The organism is Enterococcus thailandicus (genome assembly GCF_001886265.1).
GTDB classification, from domain to species: domain Bacteria; phylum Bacillota; class Bacilli; order Lactobacillales; family Enterococcaceae; genus Enterococcus_B; species Enterococcus_B thailandicus.
Map to the genome: position 1 here is coordinate 1 of NZ_JXLE01000026.1, position 19,165 is coordinate 19,165.

Below are 19,165 nucleotides of genomic sequence, written 5' to 3' on the forward strand. Positions count from 1 at the left end.
CCCCTTAAGTTAGATTTTTGGGTCTAACTTAAGGGGTGCACTTCAAACGTTCAATCGTTTGTCTGTCTTTTTACTTATAGGATTTGTTTCGTTGATATTGCCACATTAGAAATGCTAAACAAATCACAAATAAGAAATCAAAACAATTACTTACATCTTGAATAATCGTTGTTTGAATTGTTGGTGCAAATGCCAGAAACAAAAAGGCAAAGAAATTATAACCAAAACAAATGAGTGAGACCCAGCAGAAAAAAGGACTTAATTTTAATTCTTTAAAAACCAATGCGAAGAAAAAGAAAGAAAAAATTGCTAAGGTGACAACCAAGCCATTTAAAATGAAAAAGAACAGCGAATTTTGATTAAAGGTGTACAGTAACACAGCTAAAAAGGAAAACAATTTTAGTGCGATAAAAATAAAGGAAGCTTCTGCTAATGCTTCTGTTTTTTCTAGGTAGACGTAGCGTGAAAAAAAGATTGCAAACAGAAGCGATGATAAAGAAGACAAGATAAGTAAACCAGCGCTTTGGTCTAGCGTATTAAGCGTTGAGTAATCTAGTAAGAGCCATCCCAGCGCATGATTTGGTGCATCAGAAGTTGTAGAAAAGGTATGTAGTGCAAAGAATAGGATTGCCGAGAGTCCAAATAGCGAAGCTAATTGGAGATAAATCATTGTTTTTCGATTCATTCAACTTGTTCTCCGATACTGAAAATGATAGTTTGCATATATTATCATAACAAAACAATGAGCTTCTGTCGAGGTTTAGACAAAAATAAACCGGTTCAAACAAGTAATATTGTCTGATCCGGTAGGAGAAAACACTTTTGATTTTTCAATTAGTAAAACTTAATTTTTCTGACGTTTCCGAACTTTTTTTGTCCAAAATCCACCAGAAATATATTTTGGTTCGTAGGAAATAATGAATGCACGTTCTTCAACTGTTTTAATCAAGTTATATAGTTCACGTTCACTTTTACGAGGGGAAAGAATTTCTAAAACTAAACGTTCACCTTCAAGCCCCATTGCAGAAGTCTGTGTAACACCATAGCCATTTTCTCGTAAAATTCGAGGAAGGTTTTTATCTTCCGAAGTATTCGTTGGTAAAATTGTTGTAACCATGATGTAGCCAAGCGCTAATTTATCTTCGATTAAGATGCCAACACTTATCCCCACAGCATAGCCCAGTGCGTAAACAAATAGATTTAAAGGATTATCTAAACGATCAAGGACCAGCGAAAGTCCCATAATATAAATGATTATTTCAACCATACTAACAAGTGGTGCAATTAAACGATACCCTTTCATTGTCAGCATAAATCGTAGGGTATTTAGCGTAATATACGCAAAATTGATAATAAAAATCATCAGTAACATTTTTGGATCAACCATCAAACCACTCCTCCTATATCTTTCTTCTCTACAATAGCAAAAAAAACAAAAATTGGGAAAAATTTAAAGTATCTTCATTTGAAATAAATTAAAAAAGGATTATAATTATATTATAAAGACAGTGAGTAGGTGATGCAATGAAAAAAATCAATCAACTGATTTGTGTTAGCCATCTATTAAGTATGATCTTTAGTGTGTATTTAGCTGTTTATGCTGTTCAAGAAACGTTTGAGGTAGAAAATCTGTTCTTTCCGTTATCCATTATTGATTACTTCCTGATAAGTGTTATTTTCTTTTTAGTACTTTTTATTGGAAGTATGTTTGGTGGTGTAGCGAGTTTTCTTCGTTTTTCGATTTATCCGTTATTAACTCTGATCTTAGGAATAATCGGAATCGTTGCTCTTTTTTTATTTCCACAATGGTATTTAAGGCCAGCTTTACTGCTTTTTGGTAGTGTTAGTTTTTTTCAATTTTTAAGTAGTAGCTGGTTATTTTTTCAACATATAAATTTAATTAAGTTAGGTGACTCGAAATGAACCCAATCATGATGAAACGTAATGTGAAAGCAATTCCTGTATTAGAAGTTGTTTTAGAGGAACTAAAACAGACAAAAATTCCAGTGGTCATTTATTATCACGGCTGGCAGACAAGTAAGGAATTAGTTTTGACACAAGGCAGAAAGATTGCTCAATATGGGATTCGAGTTATTTTGCCAGATGCAATGAATCATGGGGAGCGAAAACAACCGGTATCCTCCATTCCTTCATATACGTTTTGGAATAGTATTTATGGTAATTTATTTGAATTTGACACACTAATAGAACATCTTGATAAACGTGGACTTTTACATGAAAAAGTAGCTGTAGGTGGTGTTTCAATGGGAGGGATGACTACTTGTGCATTACTTAGTCAGCATCCTAAGCTAATTGCAGGAGCCTGTCTAATGGGTTCTCCTGCGCCCCTTGCTTATGGACAAGGAATTCAAGCCCGTGCAAAAGAATTCGGCTTTCGTTTACCTAAGGACTATTTTGAATTGATTTCTTGGGTAGAAAGATATGATTTATCTTTAAGCCCTGAACGTTTAGCAGGAAGACCTTTGTTTTTCTGGCATGGAAAGGAAGATGAAAAAATTCCTTTCAAGCAAACCGCTGATTTCGTGAAGGCGAATCAATGGACCAAAGCGGGACGACAAATTATTTTTCATCCTTCAGAAAAGCAAGGTCATTTAGTTGAAATTCCATTGATGGAAGAAGCTGCTGAATTTTTTTACAAGTGTTTGATTAAAGAAAATCATGAAGGAAAGATGTAAGAGAATAGTATTTAGTAGTGAAAATAGAATGAGGATTTTTGAATAAAGAGCTGACTTTTTTGAGCAAAGTACTTATCTCTAGAAAAATGAGGTTGGAAATTTCTTTGATTCCAATCTCTTTTTTTGACTTTTTTGTTTAATGATAGAAAAGATATGGAAACATGACTATAAAATGAGATGAATTTCGGTATAATAGAAGTTGAAATAAATTGGTCTATGTCCTTCATCGTGAGCTGTATTCGCGAAATTTTTGTTAGAAAGAGGTAGAGCTATGACAACTCTAGCAGACGTAGCAAAATTAGCAAATGTTTCAAAGATGACTGTATCAAGGGTTATCAATCATCCTGAACAAGTCACTGATGAGCTGAAAGAACTGGTTTTTTCAGCGATGGCTGAATTGAACTATCGCCCTAATATTGCGGCAAAAGCACTTGTTTCTAATCGATCACAAGTAATCAAATTGTTTATTTTAGAAGAAATCGACACAACAGAACCGTACTATATGAACTTGCTGATGGGAATCGCGAATCGAATTGGTCGAGCACATTATTCATTACAGTTAGTGACAACGAGTGGCTTCGATGTGGGTGCTTGTGACGGCTACATCATTACAGGAATGCGTGAAAAAGATTTTGATTGGATTGCTCGTCTGGAGAAGCCGGTCGTTTTATTTGGAGAAAATGATTTTGGCTATGATTATGTAGATAGTGATAATCAATACGGCACAACGAAAGCAACTGAATATGCTCTATCACAAGGATATGAATCAGTGGTTTATATTGGAATGGATGTGGCAGAGCCTTTTGAACGTGCCCGAGAAGCAGGATACTTAGCCGTTATGAAGGAACAAAATTTGCCGACAAAAACCGTTCGTTTTCCCAATCATTCAACAAAGACGGAAGAATATATTGATACGCATTGGGATGAATTTGATAAGAATACTTGTTTTGTTTGTAGTTCAGATCGTTTAGCTTTGGGTGTTGTCCGTGGGATTATGAAAGCTGGCGGGAAACTTCCGGAAGAGTATGGGGTAATCGGCTTTGATGGCGTCTTTTTAGATCAGATTAGTTCTCCTAAGTTAACAACGGTGAAGCAAGATATTATTCGGATGGGAGAAGCTTGTGGTGAAATGTTGTTGAAAAAAATTGATGAGAAAGGGGCAAGTCAAGGGTATCGGCGATTTTTTCCAGAAGTTATTTTGCGTGAAACGACCAAATAATACAAGTTTTCTTTAAAAAGAGCGTATGATTTCTGAAATTTATCAGCGCATTATTACTGAAATGGTTGAAATTATGCTATGATTGAGAAAAGTTCCGTTTTGAAAAGGATGAGTTAAATGAAAGAAATCAAGCGAAAGCATTTTCGTTTTCCCGCTTATGATGATGAAACAGGAGTAAAATTAAGTACTGAGTCTAATCGCGTTTTATTTGATGGTGTCGATGATTTGATGAGCAAAACAGATCAGCATCCGCAACAGCGTTATGGTCGGACAAAAGAGTTTCACTTTGATGAGAGCGAACGAGAACAGACACACCAGCGAAAACAAAGACGTACGATGAGTGGAACGACAAAAGGTACACCACGTCAAGAAAAGTTGGAACATTATAAAGAGAATTTACCAGAATATGGAAAGCACTATCAGCCTAAGACGACATCGACTGGTCGGAAGCAGCTTTTTGGTGAAAAAAATCACGTTCAAACGAATCAACAGGTGACATCACCTACACGTAATACAAAATCTTCAACAACAAATAACATCACTCATGAGCGTTCTTATTTTGTACCAAAATTTATTCCAGCATCCATTATTCCAGACCCTAGAGAAACACAGGTGACGGAAAATGATTTGATTCAATCAATGAAAAAAGAAGAAGATGCGTACTTGCTATTTGATACTGAGCCAACGCCGTATCAAGAGAAAAAAGGGGATAAAACGGTCAAGTCTTTTCACAAAGGTGAAGAAGAAACAAAAATGAAGGCAACAAATAAAAAGACAACTAAAACAAAAAAAGCACATGGTGTGTTAGAACGATCACTTCATGGATTGATTGAAGATCAAGGCAATTCATTGACAGAAAATAGTTATTTCAAGCAATAACAATGGATGATTGAAAATGATGAAAAGAGCAATGATGCAAATCATCGCTCTTTTTGTGTTTTGTTAACTATCTGTGAAAGTGGTTTGGGTAGTGTTTGTTAGTCGGTGGCGGAACGGATTTTATGCGATAACCTTAGATGTTCACAATTACTTGAATGTAGGTGAGCTACAACCTTATCCGCGGTGTTCCCCAAGCAACTCCTCGAAATAGCTTGCACTCACTGCAAAATATGAAAAGCTATTTTGAGTGCTTGCTCGCTATCTGTTCGGAGCTAAGCGGTTTGCGCCACAACCTTATCCACGGTGTTCCCAAACCAACTCCTCGAGATAGCTTGCACTCACTTCAAAATATGAAAAGCTATTTTGAGTGCTTGCTCGCTATCTGTTCGGAGCTAAGCGGTTTGAACCACAACCTTTAGAAAGTAGGGAAAATCATGACAAAACAAATAAAAAAAATTGGCTTTTATCAAGGACTACCAATCGAAGAAAAAGATAGCTTCATCAAAATAATGGACGTTGTACCTGTTGCGACTGGCCACGATTTATTAGTAGCAGTTGACGCGGTTTCTGTTAATCCAGTTGACACGAAGCTTCGTCAGGGGGCGGCAAAAAAAGAGCAATTAACCGTTTTAGGTTTTGATGCAGTTGGACGAATCCTCGCAGTGGGCGATGCTGTTGAAAAGTTTCAAGTGGGCGAACGCATTTTTTATGCAGGAAGCAGCAAACGTCCAGGAAGTAATCAAGAGTTTCAATTAGTTGATGAAAGAATCGTTGCTAAAGCACCCAATTCTTTATCAGATGAAAAAGCAGCTGCATTACCATTAACTAGCTTGACAGCTTTTGAATTATTATTTGAAAAATTTCAATTAACACCACAAGCGAAAGCAAATGTAGGAAAGAAAATATTAGTCATCAATGGTGGGGGTGGTGTTGGTTCCATTTTGACTCAACTTGCTAACTGGAGTGGTCTTGAAGTATTTGCAACAGCCAGTGTTAAAAATTTTGAATGGCTTCGTAACAATGGCGTGGATCATCCATTAGACTATCACAAAGATTTAAAGGAACAATTAATTTCTTTAGGGACGAATCGAGTCGATTATGTGGCCGTATTGTATGATGTGCTACCTTATTTCCAGCAACTACCAGAGCTTGTTCAGCCTGGAGGACGAGTAGGTTCAATCGTGGGTGTCAATCAGCCACTGCCAATTGGTGAATGGAAAAATCAATCAATTAGTTTTGACTGGGAGTACATGTTTGCGAAAACAGATTTTGACTATAAAATTGAGACACAAGGGGCGATCTTAGCAGAAATTGCTACTTTAATTGATGAGAAAGTAATTCATAGTCATGTGGGTAAAATTTATCAAGGAATTTCTGTCGCCCATTTGAAGGAGGCAACAAAAGATGTCGAAGAGGGGCACGTTCAAGGAAAAGTGGTCTTAACTGGCGGTTTTGTTGACTAAATAGATAAAAAGAGAGCTAGGATATCTGTAGGGCATCCAAAAGTTAGGTTAAAAAAGCAAACTTTTGAGATTCAGTACATTCCGAGCTCTCTTTAAATTTGATAAAAGAATTGTATTAAATGGGTTCTTGATATTCAGGTAATTCTTCAAAAGGCGTTGTAGTTTCTTCTAAAGTCACCATGGAATCTTTCGCTGATTGAAAGAAATCAGGAAGCTGGACGTATTTTACTTTGTTTAACGTATAAGCTAAAACAGAACAGCTCAGTAAAGTATATAAGAAGTGTCTAAGATCAAGATATAAAAGGGACACTACTAAGATAACAAAAGTGACCAAGAAAAGACTCTTTCCGATTTTAACATGAAAATATTTTTCAATTGCTTGATATAAAATATCCGTTCCGCCCGTACTGCCCCCAAAGCGAAAAACTAATCCACAACCGATTCCAGAAAGCAGACCAGTCATCAGACTATTAATGAACAAGTTCCCAACGGCAAACTGTATATGAAGACTTTCCCATAAATGTAAAAAGAAAACCAACGCAAATGTTCCAACAATCGTACGAAGAAATGCGTGTTTTCCAAAAATAAATAATGAGATCAGTAATAATGGTAAATTAAAGACTAATGAAGTGATTGAAGGTGCAAATCCAAAAAGATTATTTAGCAGTAACGCAATACCTGTCACCCCGCCATCAGCAAGTTTTGAAGGTACATTGATTCCTGTTACAGCAAGCCCGTAGATCCCAGCACCTAAAATAATTCCACCAAGGTCTGTAAATAAATGTAGTTTTTTCATCTCTAACCCCTTTTCTGTTTGAAAATTTTCAGCAACCCCTATATTATACAAATAGAATCAATTCTTCAAGGGGTAAAAAGAAATTTTTTATCATCAGAAAACTTTTTCTTAGGCAAACAAAAATAAAGGAGAAGAGTATGCGAGCTGCTGACTTATTAACTATATTGACAAATCCACCACAAAGCAAAGAATATCAAGGGATTTTCTTAATGACTAAAAATCATAAACAGCCAGTTACAACAATTGAAATCACACAAAAAAATGAAGTGATTTTACATTTTAATCAACAAAAAAACGTGCTGACAATGAAAGAAATCTTAGTCGGATTAATGATGAATCGTGAAAAAAATATCTACTATCAAGTGGATAATGAAATTATGCCATTATACGGTGTGAAAGAAACAGGAACAGAATTAATAATTTAAATAAAAAAATAAGAGTATGAAGCGTTGTTTTTTTAAAATGATATTTTCCGATGGGACGGTAAAATTTGAATAGATTTAAAGCAATAGATTTTGTTATTATTTAAATCGGGGAAAGCAATTACGTCACATAACGAAGGGGGGATGAAATGAGTCAGAAAAAGCTAATGATCGTTACGACATTTCTGTTAGCTATTTTCTTGATAAGTCCAGTAGCATTTGCCACACAGGGGAGCGAAGCATCACTTACTGTGCACGGAACGATTTATAGACGACCACTGGGGGAAACGATGATCAGTATGCGAGAACAATTGCCAAAAACAACAGATGTTCATTCGGCAGCATTGGTTTGGTTGGGGATATGTCTAGTCTGTATTTCATTCATCGGTTACCTGCTTGGACGAGAGGAAACGAACTTTTTTGGGGATAAGAACAATGTCATAAAAACAATCCAAAGTAGTTACCAATCTTTTACTAACTATGTAAGAAACGTCATTAAAAAAAGAGCTTTGTACATAAAACGTAGTTAAGCGTTTATCTTATCGTTCTTTGTAGGAAATTGTCAAAGAGCATAGGAGCACATAATGGAAATGAGTTATTTTTTTATAGAAAGTTTATCTGATGATTAAGTTGAAGTAACCTTACCTAGTTATGATGCCAAGTAATGCATTTCTGTAGGAAAAATGTGGGTACGAATATCAACATGGTAAAAAGAAATAAAAAAATTAAAAAGAAGTTAGGTTAAGAAAGAAATCCCCCAAAGATTCCTCTCTCATCCTAGCTTCTTATTTTGCTATTAGCGGACGTCCGTTGAATCTATGGTAGCAATGACTTAACAATAATGCCAATAATTATACTTGTGAAAAAAGTCACGGCAAAAAAACATAAAATAAATGACGCATTTTTTTGTCAAAAAAGTAAAAACGTCTTGTTTTTTAACAGTTATGCGCAGAAAACAACTTTTTTTTACATTTCTCACAAAAATTTAGTCTGCTCACCTATAATTGTAAAGGAACAAGCCAGTAAAGAAAATTATCTCCCCCACGAGATTTCCACTTTATTGGCTGTTTTTCTTCTTATTGATTTGTTGGACTGAACTGCAGAGGCAGAAGAGTCCTAAAAATTCCCCATCATTTTGTTGTTTTTAGCTAAAACAGAAAGACCAGAAAGATCATTATGATTTTTCTGGTCTTTTTGGTGTAGTAAGGCAACATATTTGGGGAAAGTATTTGATAGGTTTATACTTAAAAGATGACAAAAATTAATTGAGAAAGAGGAGACAAATGAATCAGTTTATTCAAATTCTTAGTGAACGGAAAGCAGAATTGCTAACGGCTACGTTCCAACATTTATCGATTTCTTTTTTTGCGTTGCTCATTGCAGCCTTGATTGCGATTCCTCTCGCAATTTGGTCAGTGAGTCATAAAAAATTAGCAGAAGTTTTATTACAAATTACTAGCGTATTACAGACAATTCCTTCATTGGCTTTATTAGGTTTATTGATTCCGTTTGTTGGAATTGGAACAGTTCCAGCCTTGATTGCTCTAGTTATTTATGCGTTATTACCTATTTTTCAAAATACGTATATCGGTTTAACTGAAATTGATCCATCAATTGAGGAGGCCGCAATTGCCTTTGGAATGTCTCGGATACGTCGCTTGATTAAAGTAGAATTACCCATTGCGTTACCAGTGATTATTTCGGGTATTCGTACAGCTTTGGTTTTGATCATCGGAACAGCCACTTTAGCGGCATTAATTGGTGCAGGTGGCTTAGGAACGTTTATCTTGTTGGGAATTGACCGTAACACACCTGTGTTAACATTGATCGGTGCAATTAGTTCAGCATTGCTAGCTATTATTTTTAGTAGTTTGATTCGTTTGTTGCAACGTGTTCGACCAATATACACCTTGATTGTGCTAGCCTTGACGATTGGCGTACTTGGAGGTATATCAGCATACCAAACATTTTTTGTGAAAGAAGAGTCTGTAGTAATTGCAGGAAAACTCGGTTCAGAACCAGAAATTTTGATTGAGATGTATAAAGAACTGATTGAAGAAAAAAATCCGGATCTTGCTGTCGAAGTAAAACCAAATTTTGGAAAGACGAGCTTTTTATTTAGCGCGTTGCAGAATGAGCAAATTGATATTTATCCAGAATTTACTGGAACAGTTTTAGAAAGCTTAGTCAAAGTTCCTGATGCAATGAAAGAAACAAAGTTGTCAGAAACAGATACGTATCAACAAGCAAAGGAATTGCTCCATCAACAAGAAGCAATGACTTTCTTACAGCCAATGGCTTATCAAAACACATACGCATTAGCAGTGAAAGAATCCTTTGCCAAAGCAAATCAGCTAGAAACAATTTCGGATTTGATCAAAGTGAATGACCAGATCAAAGCAGGTTTTACCTTAGAATTTATTGATCGTAACGATGGTTATCGGGGGATTCAATCAGTTTATCATCTAGAGTTTCCAAGTGTTCAAAGTATGGAGCCAAGTCTTCGTTACCAAGCAATCAAAAATGGCGACGTTAATGTGATTGATGCTTACTCGACAGATAGCGAGTTGAAAGAATATGGGTTAGTTGCTTTAAAAGACGATCGCCAACTATTTCCACCTTATCAGGGTGCGCCTTTGATGAAGGAAAATTTTGCTAACAAACATCCGGAAGTCGTGAGTGCCTTGAATCAACTTGGTGGAAAGATCACCGAAGAAGAAATGATTGACATGAATTACCAAGTCAATGTTGAAAAAAGAGAACCAGCACAAGTTGCCCATGATTTTTTAGTGACGATTGGGTTAAGCAAGGAGGCTGAAAAATGACAGAAATCATCGAGTTTCATCAAGTTCAAAAAAAATTTGCTGACAAAGTTGTGATTGACCAACTGGACTTCGTTGTTCATCCAGGTGAGATCTTTGTGTTAGTTGGTCCTTCTGGTAGTGGGAAAACAAGTACGTTGAAGATGATTAATGGTTTGATTAAACCAACAAGTGGTGAGATTTATTTTAAAGGTCAGAAACTAACTAGTTACAATTTACAAAAATTACGTTGGAAAATGGGGTATGTTTTACAACAAATTGCGTTGTTTCCAACCATGACCGTCAAGCAAAATATTGAAGTGATTCCAGAGATGTTAGGTTGGGAAAAGGGAAAACGGGAACAACAAGTAGACCAATTATTGGAAAAAGTGGGGCTGTCTCCAGCGGATTATCGGGACCGTTTTCCTCGGGAATTATCTGGAGGTGAACAGCAACGAATTGGGATTTTGCGTGCAATTGCTGCGAACCCAGAAATCATTTTAATGGATGAACCTTTTAGTGCTCTTGATCCTCTTTCACGCACTTCATTACAAGAGTTAGTGCTTTCCTTACACCAAGAATTAGGAACGACCGTCGTTTTTGTTACCCACAATATGGAAGAAGCAGTCAAACTGGGAAACCGAATTGGTGTTATGAAAGATGGTCGATTGATTCAATGTGATACGCCAGAAAAACTGTTGAAGCAACCGAATAACGCGTTTGTTCAAAGCTTTTTTGAAGAAACTAGCCAAAAAGAAATTTTGGTAGAAGAACTGATAGCGTTAGGCTTTTATGCTAAAGAAATAACAGATAAAAATGTTCCTGTGGTTGAGTTAACGACGCCGCTAACTCAAGTTTATGAGAAATTAGCCCAAGCACCAATTGTCCAAGTCCTCAATCAAGGAACTTTAGTTGGAGAGTTGTCTGGTCAAGATGTCTTTGCCTTTTTAAGTCGAAAGGAGTAAAAAAATGATTAAAGAGTATGACACAATCGTAATTGGTTCAGGAGTAGCAGGGTTAAGTGCCGCTTACGAGTTAAAAGCAAAGCAGCAGCAAGTATTAGTAATTGAAGAAAATTTATGGGGTGGGACTTGTCCAAATCGCGGCTGTGATCCTAAAAAAATCTTAATTGGTGGGGTGGAAGCACGCAATCGGATCAAGCAATTACTTGGAAAAGGCTTTTCTGAAGTGCCGCCATTAAATTGGCAAGAACTCCAGTCTTTTAAACGAACTTTTACTGACCCTGTTTCTGCAAATCGCCAAAAAGAATTAAGCCAGGCAGGAATCGATCATCTGACTGGAACAGCAAGTTTTCTGGATGAAGAAACAGTTGAAGTGTTGGGAAAGACATTTCGTGGAAAACATTTTGTGCTTGCAACGGGACAACGTCCGACCATTTTACCGATTGAAGGAAAGGAATTTTTACAAACAAGCACCGATTTTCTAGCGCTTGCTGAGCTACCAAAACAATTGATTTTTATTGGGGGAGGCTATGTTTCCTTTGAACTGGCAACGATTGCTCGTGCGGCTGGCAGTGAAGTGACCATTGTGCATCACAATCAGCGACCGCTAAAAGAATTTGATGAAGAGTTGGTTCAAGAAACGATTGTCCAAATGAAAAAAGCTGGCATCCAGTTTGCTTTTGATGTGAATGCACAAAAAATCACGCGCCAAAATGAGAAATTACAGTTGATTGCTGGAAAAGAAATCTTTGAAGCAGATGCGATTTTTTGCGCAACAGGTCGCCAGCCAAATGTTGAATCGTTACATTTAGAGCGTGCCAATGTCGATTTTACGAAAAAGGGGATCATTGTGAATGAGTGTCTTCAAACAACAAATCCACAAATTTTTGCTTGTGGAGACGTTATCGAAAAACAGTTGCCAAAATTAACACCTGTTGCGACTTTTGAAGGCCAATACGTTGCACAAAAAGTGACACAACAACAGCAAAAAATAATCAACTATCCTGTCATTCCGACAATTGTTTATGGTAGCCCAAAGATTGCGACTGTTGGAACAACGAAAATTGAAGAGGATAGGCAAGTTGAAACAGTGACTCAAGAAATGACAAGCTGGTTTACCTACCATCGAGTGAATGAACCATTAGCCAAAGTAAAGTTATGTTTCAATAAAGAAAACTTTTTGATTGGCGCAAGTGTTTTGAGTGAGCAAGCAGATGAACTGATTGATTTTCTAACGATAGCAATCAATCAACGGTTGACGAAGGAAATCGTGGATCAATGGATTTTTGGCTATCCGACACTTGCTAGTGATTTGCCTTATCTATTGAAATAGGAAAGGAATAAATTAAGCAGAAGTGCTTGTTGCACCAATTTTGTTATGCTACACTAAAAAAAATGAATACTTGTTTCTGGGGATGTCGTAAACGGCATGAGAGTAAGTTGTGAACTTAGACCCATTGAACCTGTCAGTTAATACTGGTGAAGGGAGAAACATAGCAAACGCTTGTTTAAGTGGGACCTATGTTGCGTCCACAGACAAGCGTTTTTTTGTTCCAGTGTTAAATTTGATTCATTTAGGAGGTGAACAATTGAAGAAACATTTATATCCAGCAATCAGTGTCGGTGTTCTGCTACTGATTTGGCAAGTCAGTGTTCAGCTGTTACAGACACCAACCTTTATTTTGCCTAGTCCAATTGCCGTTTTTCAAGCACTGCTTGCTGATAGACAGACGCTGTTTTTTCATTCACTCACGACTTTGAGCGAGGCACTGTTAGGATTAGTAATTGCAGGAATCATTGCCTTTTTTACAGCATTATTGATGGACTTTTATGAGTTACTAAAGACCGCAATCTATCCCATTTTAGTAGTATCACAAACGTTACCAATTATGGTTTTGGGACCGTTACTCACGTTGTGGTTTGGTTTTGGACTGGCGCCGAAAGTGATTTTAGTTATTTTGATGAGTTATTTCCCAATGGTCGTTTCTTTTGCGGATTCATTGAGTAAAGCATCAAGGGAACAAATTATTTTTTTACGAACAATGGGCGCCAGTAGGGGACAGATCTATCGAATCTTCAAAATTCCTGAAGGGCTTGCAGGTTTCTTTTCTGGGCTAAAAGTTGCAGCGACTTATTGTGTTAGTGGCGCAATCGTTGGGGAATGGTTAAGTGCGCAGTCCGGATTAGGTTATTACATGATCCGTGTAAAAAACAGTTATCAAATCGACAAGGTTTTTGCAGCAATTCTTTGTGTAATCGTTCTTAGTTTATTGCTTAATGGATTGAGTGTGCTCATGAAGAAAAGTTATTATTATTGGTTATATACTAGAGGATAGGAAGAGGAAGAAAATGAAAAAAATGTTATGGCTAGTACCAGCTTTGTTATTATTTACCGCATGCGGAGCAAATAAGCAAGAAACAAGTACTACGGATTCAACAAAAAAGTTAACGGATGTCACTCTCGTGTTGGACTATGTACCAAATACAAATCATACAGGTATCTATGTTGCAAAAGAACAAGGTTATTATAAAGATGCTGGCTTGAATGTGAACATCATTGAGCCAGGAGGTGATTCGACAAGTATCGGCTTAGTGGGCGCAGACAAAGCACAATTTGGTGTGAGCTATCAAGAAGACATCACCTATGCACATGCTGACGGACAAGCTATTCCAGTTAAGGCGATTGCGACAATTATGAAGCACAATACTTCTGGATTTGTTGCAGCGAAAGATAGCGGGATAACGAAACCAAAAGACTTTGAGGGAAAAACCTATGCAGGTTGGCAAAGTCCTAGTGAAGAAGCAGTATTAAAAGCAGTCATGGAACACGATAACGCAGATTTTTCTAAATTAACGATTGTTGGAAGTACCGGGGAAGGACCCGAAGCTTTAGGAAAAGGTGTCGACTTACAATGGTATTTTGAAGGTTGGGATATGGTTAAAGCAAAAGAAGCAAAAATTGAATTGAACTATCTTCCGTTAAGAGAACTGGATGAACGCTTAGATTATTATACTCCTGTTATCATTACGAGTGATAAAATGATTGCACAGGAACCAAAAGTAGTTCAAAAATTTATGGATGCAACGAAAAAAGGTTATCAAGAAGCAATTAAGCATCCACAAGCAAGTGCAAAAATTTTGCATAAGTACGCGTCAGACAACGAACTAAGTTTCTTGGAAGAATCACAAGCATTTGTTTCAGAAAACTATACTGATGAGCCAGAAAAATGGGGATTGATGCAAGAAAAAGTATGGGATAACTATACTGATTTCATGAAAGAGAATGGATTAATCAAAGAAAAAGTAGAGGCAAAAGAATTATTCACGAACCAATTTATTCAATAGGAGGAAAAAATGTGGCAATTGAAATCAATCAGTTAACTGTAACGATTGATAACTTAGAGATTTTAAAAGAAATTGATCTTATTGTTGAAAAGAATTCTTTTGTATCAATCATTGCACCAAGTGGAGCTGGTAAATCAACCTTGTTGAAAGTTTTAACTGGGGTAATATCACCAACTTCAGGAGAGATTTTCGTCGATGGTGAGCCAATTATGGGATTAAACACAGCGTTTAGTTACATGCCACAAGAAGATTTATTATTACCATGGGCTAGTGTTTTTCAAAATGTTACATTGTATCAAAAAATCAATCATCAAAAAATTGACCAAGAAAAAGTAATGGAAGAACTACGATTATTTGGATTGAAAAAATATAGTGGTTTTTTACCAGAGCAACTTTCTGGTGGTATGAAACAGCGAGTTGCATTGTTGCGAACAATGATGAACCCAGCTGACTACTTGTTGTTAGATGAGCCATTTGGTGCGTTGGATGCGATGACTCGAAGTCAGATGCAAGATTGGCTACTTCAGCTACCGAAACAAAAAACGAGAACCACGTTACTAGTGACCCATGATATCGAAGAAGCTATTTATTTATCCAATCGAATCATAGTGCTGTCTGCTCGGCCAGCGCGAATCATTGCAGATATCAAGTTACCAGAAAAGCATCGAACAAGAAGCTGGCTTGGAGAACAAGCAACATTAAAGCAAAACATCTATCAGTTGTTAGAAGGTGAAACACATGTTGATTGATGGACATTGCCATTTGGCAGGAAGTACAGAATTAGCACAGCGACAACAAAAATATCAGATTTTGACGATTCTTAATTGTGATTCGCCGGAAGAATGGGAAGAAAACCAACGATTAACCAAAGAGGGAGACCTTCAACCGTTAAGTTTTGGGGTTCATCCTTGGAAGGCAGATCAATATCGATTTGAAGCCGTTTTACCTTATTTAGAAAAAGCGAATATAATTGGTGAAATCGGATTAGATAGTGTGTGGACAGAAGTGCCGCTGGCAACCCAACTTACTATTTTTGAACAACAACTAATTTATGCAATGGAACGGCAAAAGCCAGTTGTTTTGCATACAAAAGGATGCGAAGCAGAAATTTTATCATTGATCAAAAAATATCCCAATCGTTACTTGATCCATTGGTATTCGAGCATGGCGCTTCAAAAAGCTTATATCGACTTTGGTTGCTATTTTACCATTGGGATTGATTTGCTGCGAAATAATGCAGTGAAAGAATTAGCAAAAAAAGTACCACTTGATCGCTTGTTGATTGAAACAGATGGTTTGGCGGCCATCGAATGGGCATTAGATCGAAAAGTACAGGTTGATGATTACGTGGCGATTTTAAGGTGTCACTTACAATCATTAGCTGAATTAAGAAATATTGAGTCAACGATTCTGGCAGAGAAAATGACGAAGAATCTGCAAGTATTTATTAACGGCTAAATGTAAGATTCAAGTACTTCGCCAAATGTTAGTGGTCATGTTGGACAATAACGAGGTTATCAGTTTTCGCTTCTGTTAAAATGAAGAAAAGCTTGTCTCGTGGAAATTCTTTTAGTGATCAAGTTTGATTGATGCACTGCAAGAAAATACTTTCTACTTTGTAAAAGGCTGTGACAAGTTTTTGTCACGGCTTTTTTTGAGGGCGTATGCAGAAAGGAGAATGGCCAAAACATCCGTTCATAAAAAGAAAAAATTATTCATGAGTGAGGGGGAAGTAAGATGCAAAATTCATTTGAAAAAAATATCGACCAGTTATCTCAAGAACAAAAGGAGTTATTATTTTTAATTCACTTAGCAATGGAAGAATTACAAGTTGTAGGGGAAGAAAATCAATCAATGAATCGTTTGCTTACACAATATTCTCTTAAAGAAACCTTGTTCGTTTTTGAACTTTATGCGTGTAATGTTCAATATGACATCAATAGAAACATGAGTAATAAAATTTCAATGACCAAATTTCACGAGTTGTTGCCAGACTATTCAATTTATGAGAAAAAATACCAGTATGAGTTATTAGGACAGATGTATCAGGAAGTTCGTTCGAATAAAAAAAGTGTCCATTTACAAGAAACAAGAATGCAAAAGGACTTGGTCACACAGCTGAACGATGCGAGAATGCGAAAAAAATTAAAGAAGATGGCAGCAAGTTGGTAATCTTCAATGTTCATTTTTATTTATGAGAATATTATTAAAAAATAAAAGAATAAAAGAAAAAATTGACTGATGAATAAAAGGACGATACATAGCAGAGTTTGATTGAGTAATAAGGGGACTTATTACTCGATTTTTTTGTTTTTATAACAATTTTAAATTATAATATTTGATTTTTCACTCTGTTTTGTTATAATAATCACATGCAAAGATAATAATTTTAATCTTTCTATAATTTTTTGCGGTGATTTTCCGAATATTTCGAAAAAAACGCTATATAAGTTAACTTTATAATTATGCTAATTTGCTTGAAAGATTACTAAAAAATTTTAAGTGGGAGGTGTTGGTCTTACAATTAGAAGGCTTGTTGTTTGAAAAACAAATAATGAATAACGAATTTTTTGAAAAAATAAAGGGTAATTTTGATTATTTGTTATGCGGGAGAAAAAATGGATTCAGTCAGGTGTATAGCCTAGCAGTCGGTAAAAATTGATTTTGTAAAACGCTTTATAGCAATTATAATTCTACAGGAACTAAGAACTGGTTGGATGCTTGATTGTTATTTTTTACTGACTCTATTTTCAGGAGAATCAACATTTTTTATCTGTAAGGGGAAAGACAGTTTGTTCCTTTTGGACATAGTTAAGTAGAAATAAGTAAACAATTCTTGATAAACATAAGTTCCTTTCAATTGCTGGTTTCTTATTTTATGAAACCATTTGAAATGAAGGTATCTTTCAATCATGTGGTTCGTAGGATTGAACAATGTTACATATTTATTTATAGAGTGGGGTGTAATAATGAGAGCTTGTCTAGATAGTCGATTAAGTCGACAATTAGCAATTCTGGAAACCTTGTGGGATTCCGAATGGATGACCAGTGAGGAGTTAGCCGAACGAACAGGGAATTCTGAAAAAACGATTCGAACAGATATTCCAATTATCAATAAGTATATTTATCCTTTAAGTATCGAGACCTCATTTAAACTGGGGATATTTTTAAAAAAAGATGTAACTATTCCGAAATCATACATATATGCAGCTATTTTAAATGAAAGTTCAGAATATGATTTACTTGAACAAATCTTTTTTGCAGATAATCTAAAAAAGATCGATTTGAGTGAACAATTGTATACTTCTGAATCACAAATTACACGCTGGTTATCGAAAATCAACCAATCTTTGGAAAATTATGAGTTAAGAATCGATAATGCGTTACAAATCAATGGTGATGAACAAAAAATTCGTACGTTCTTCTCTTGTTTCTTTCTGGAAAAGTATGGTTCACCAGAGAAAAAATTTCCTTATGAGCAAGTTCAAGTGATTGATCGCTTGATCGAAGACTTTTTGAAGGAAAATATTGCAATTGTTTTTGCAAATTCCAAACAGCATTTTTCTCTTAGTCGCCTGAAGTTTCAATTACTAATTAGTATTGAACGGATGAAGAGAAAACATGAGATTCAAACAGAAAAATTAGTTAATGGATTTTCATTCTTGATGGTTGAAGCTAGTTTGTGTGAGGAATTTAAAGCAATATTTGGCTTGGAACTAACGAGTCATGTATTACAACAACTATTCCAAGAATATTTTTATCCATTTTATCCTTCTCGAGTGAAACAAGGACATGAAGAACTAAGTCCACTAAAAATCAAAAATAAAATCGAAGAAATCATTGATGAATTATTGAAGGTCTACCATGTCGAGTGTGATTACCGAGATAAAATCGTTCGTGATATTTACTGGACGACATTTCAAATTTGCGGGCCAACCTATATTTTGCATGACAAGAAAAAAGAGTTTTTTGAGGGTATCTTAGCGGATAGCCCAGACTTGGCACAATTTTTACATAAAAAGTTTCAACAGATTTTTTCAGAAGTGGAGCTTTTCAAACAAAGAAAAGTAGATGAGATGGTTCACCAAGCTATTTTTGAATTGATGACTTCTTGGGCAAGCTTACGCTTGGGCGTGCGCCAATCTACTATCACGGTGACCGCTGCATTGATGTTAGATACGACTTATGAACATATGAAAATGGTTAAAGAAGAGATCGAATTTTATTTCCGGCATAAAATCAAAATTGATATTATTGACCCTTATGTAAAACTCGATCGTGCCAATTTTTCCAACTATGATTGTCTACTGACAGATACGTATACAAGTAACACCTATCCAATTCCGACAATTGGTATTTCAAATTACTTAAATGATGATACGATCTCCAAACTACTGGACTTTGTTTATTTAAAAAGGGAAGAGTCCAAAGAGGTTTTTGCAAAAAGCCATTTAAATAGTATTGGCTTATTAAAGGAATGATGAAGTTATTTGTCAAAATAAAAAAACGGACACCCACTGGGCTGTCCGTTTTTTGTCTTGACTTTTTTTCTTAGTACCAACCGTTTGCTAACCAGAATGAT

General features: G+C 36.0%; 19 protein-coding genes and 1 riboswitch. Of the genes, 16 read left to right on the forward strand and 3 right to left on the reverse strand.

The window, feature by feature from the left end:
• Positions 1 to 70: 70 nt before the first annotated feature.
• Together RV17_RS12475 and RV17_RS12480 are read right to left on the reverse strand one after the other, a co-directional pair.
• Positions 71 to 685 carry a hypothetical protein gene (locus RV17_RS12475; protein ID WP_067485039.1) on the reverse strand — a complete coding sequence of 205 codons (615 nt, stop codon included), beginning with the start codon at positions 683 to 685 and terminating at the stop codon, positions 71 to 73.
• A gap of 159 nt (positions 686 to 844) precedes the next feature.
• Positions 845 to 1,387 (reverse strand): DUF2179 domain-containing protein, encoded by a 543-nt coding sequence (locus RV17_RS12480; RefSeq protein WP_067485041.1) that lies wholly within the window; start codon positions 1,385 to 1,387, stop codon positions 845 to 847.
• 137 nt (positions 1,388 to 1,524) lie between these two features.
• On the opposite strand from RV17_RS12480, the gene RV17_RS12485 reads away from it, so the two are divergent.
• From RV17_RS12485 to RV17_RS12505, 5 genes are all read left to right on the forward strand, one after another.
• Positions 1,525 to 1,923, forward strand: coding sequence for a hypothetical protein (locus tag RV17_RS12485; protein ID WP_067485042.1), 399 nt, complete (start codon positions 1,525 to 1,527; stop codon positions 1,921 to 1,923).
• Positions 1,920 to 2,696 (forward strand): alpha/beta fold hydrolase, encoded by a 777-nt coding sequence (locus RV17_RS12490; protein WP_071869385.1) that lies wholly within the window; start codon positions 1,920 to 1,922, stop codon positions 2,694 to 2,696. The genes RV17_RS12485 and RV17_RS12490 overlap by 4 nt, the downstream gene beginning before the upstream one ends.
• 271 nt (positions 2,697 to 2,967) lie before the next feature.
• Entirely contained in the window at positions 2,968 to 3,915 is a 948-nt protein-coding gene (locus RV17_RS12495; protein WP_067485049.1) for a LacI family DNA-binding transcriptional regulator, read from the forward strand.
• Between the two features lie 117 nt (positions 3,916 to 4,032).
• The gene (locus RV17_RS12500) at positions 4,033 to 4,794 is read left to right on the forward strand and encodes a hypothetical protein (protein WP_071869386.1); all 762 of its coding nucleotides are present in this window, start codon (positions 4,033 to 4,035) and stop codon (positions 4,792 to 4,794) included.
• Positions 4,795 to 5,228: 434 nt separating this feature from the next.
• A complete protein-coding gene (locus tag RV17_RS12505; protein ID WP_071869387.1) occupies positions 5,229 to 6,257 on the forward strand; it encodes a zinc-binding alcohol dehydrogenase family protein in 1,029 nt (342 codons plus the stop codon).
• Positions 6,258 to 6,372: 115 nt separating this feature from the next.
• Here the strand turns inward: RV17_RS12505 and RV17_RS12510 are convergent, their stop codons facing one another.
• Positions 6,373 to 7,053: a YitT family protein gene (locus RV17_RS12510; RefSeq protein ID WP_071869388.1), complete on the reverse strand. Its 681-nt coding sequence runs from the start codon at positions 7,051 to 7,053 to the stop codon at positions 6,373 to 6,375.
• A gap of 137 nt (positions 7,054 to 7,190) precedes the next feature.
• Here RV17_RS12510 and RV17_RS12515 point away from each other — a divergent pair, with 137 nt between their 5' ends.
• The 11 genes from RV17_RS12515 to RV17_RS12565 all read left to right on the forward strand — a co-directional run bounded on the left by RV17_RS12515 (position 7,191) and on the right by RV17_RS12565 (position 19,064).
• A complete protein-coding gene (locus RV17_RS12515) occupies positions 7,191 to 7,478 on the forward strand; it encodes a hypothetical protein (protein ID WP_071869389.1) in 288 nt (95 codons plus the stop codon).
• Positions 7,479 to 7,624: 146 nt separating this feature from the next.
• Positions 7,625 to 8,005, forward strand: coding sequence for a hypothetical protein (locus RV17_RS12520; RefSeq protein ID WP_071869390.1), 381 nt, complete (start codon positions 7,625 to 7,627; stop codon positions 8,003 to 8,005).
• A gap of 753 nt (positions 8,006 to 8,758) precedes the next feature.
• A complete protein-coding gene (locus tag RV17_RS12525) occupies positions 8,759 to 10,300 on the forward strand; it encodes an ABC transporter permease/substrate-binding protein (protein WP_071869391.1) in 1,542 nt (513 codons plus the stop codon).
• Complete coding sequence (locus RV17_RS12530) at positions 10,297 to 11,241, forward strand: ABC transporter ATP-binding protein (protein ID WP_071869392.1); 945 nt, start codon at positions 10,297 to 10,299, stop codon at positions 11,239 to 11,241. The genes RV17_RS12525 and RV17_RS12530 overlap by 4 nt, the downstream gene beginning before the upstream one ends.
• A 7-nt stretch (positions 11,242 to 11,248) precedes the next feature.
• Positions 11,249 to 12,571, forward strand: a complete 1,323-nt coding sequence (locus RV17_RS12535; protein ID WP_071869399.1) for a dihydrolipoyl dehydrogenase family protein — start codon at positions 11,249 to 11,251, stop codon at positions 12,569 to 12,571.
• A 67-nt stretch (positions 12,572 to 12,638) separates the two neighbouring features.
• A riboswitch (TPP riboswitch) is annotated at positions 12,639 to 12,743 on the forward strand.
• Between the two features lie 84 nt (positions 12,744 to 12,827).
• Entirely contained in the window at positions 12,828 to 13,574 is a 747-nt protein-coding gene (locus RV17_RS12540) for an ABC transporter permease (protein WP_071869393.1), read from the forward strand.
• 13 nt (positions 13,575 to 13,587) lie between these two features.
• The gene (locus RV17_RS12545; protein WP_071869394.1) at positions 13,588 to 14,583 is read left to right on the forward strand and encodes an ABC transporter substrate-binding protein; all 996 of its coding nucleotides are present in this window, start codon (positions 13,588 to 13,590) and stop codon (positions 14,581 to 14,583) included.
• A gap of 11 nt (positions 14,584 to 14,594) precedes the next feature.
• A complete protein-coding gene (locus RV17_RS12550) occupies positions 14,595 to 15,332 on the forward strand; it encodes an ABC transporter ATP-binding protein (RefSeq protein WP_071869395.1) in 738 nt (245 codons plus the stop codon).
• On the forward strand, positions 15,322 to 16,041 hold the full coding sequence (locus tag RV17_RS12555; protein ID WP_071869396.1) for a TatD family hydrolase: 720 nt from the start codon (positions 15,322 to 15,324) through the stop codon (positions 16,039 to 16,041). The genes RV17_RS12550 and RV17_RS12555 overlap by 11 nt, the downstream gene beginning before the upstream one ends.
• Before the next feature lie 279 nt (positions 16,042 to 16,320).
• A complete protein-coding gene (locus RV17_RS12560) occupies positions 16,321 to 16,755 on the forward strand; it encodes a hypothetical protein (RefSeq protein ID WP_071869397.1) in 435 nt (144 codons plus the stop codon).
• A 797-nt stretch (positions 16,756 to 17,552) separates the two neighbouring features.
• Positions 17,553 to 19,064, forward strand: a complete 1,512-nt coding sequence (locus RV17_RS12565) for an AcpB/EbpR/MafR family transcriptional regulator (protein ID WP_071869398.1) — start codon at positions 17,553 to 17,555, stop codon at positions 19,062 to 19,064.
• Positions 19,065 to 19,165: the final 101 nt, after the last annotated feature.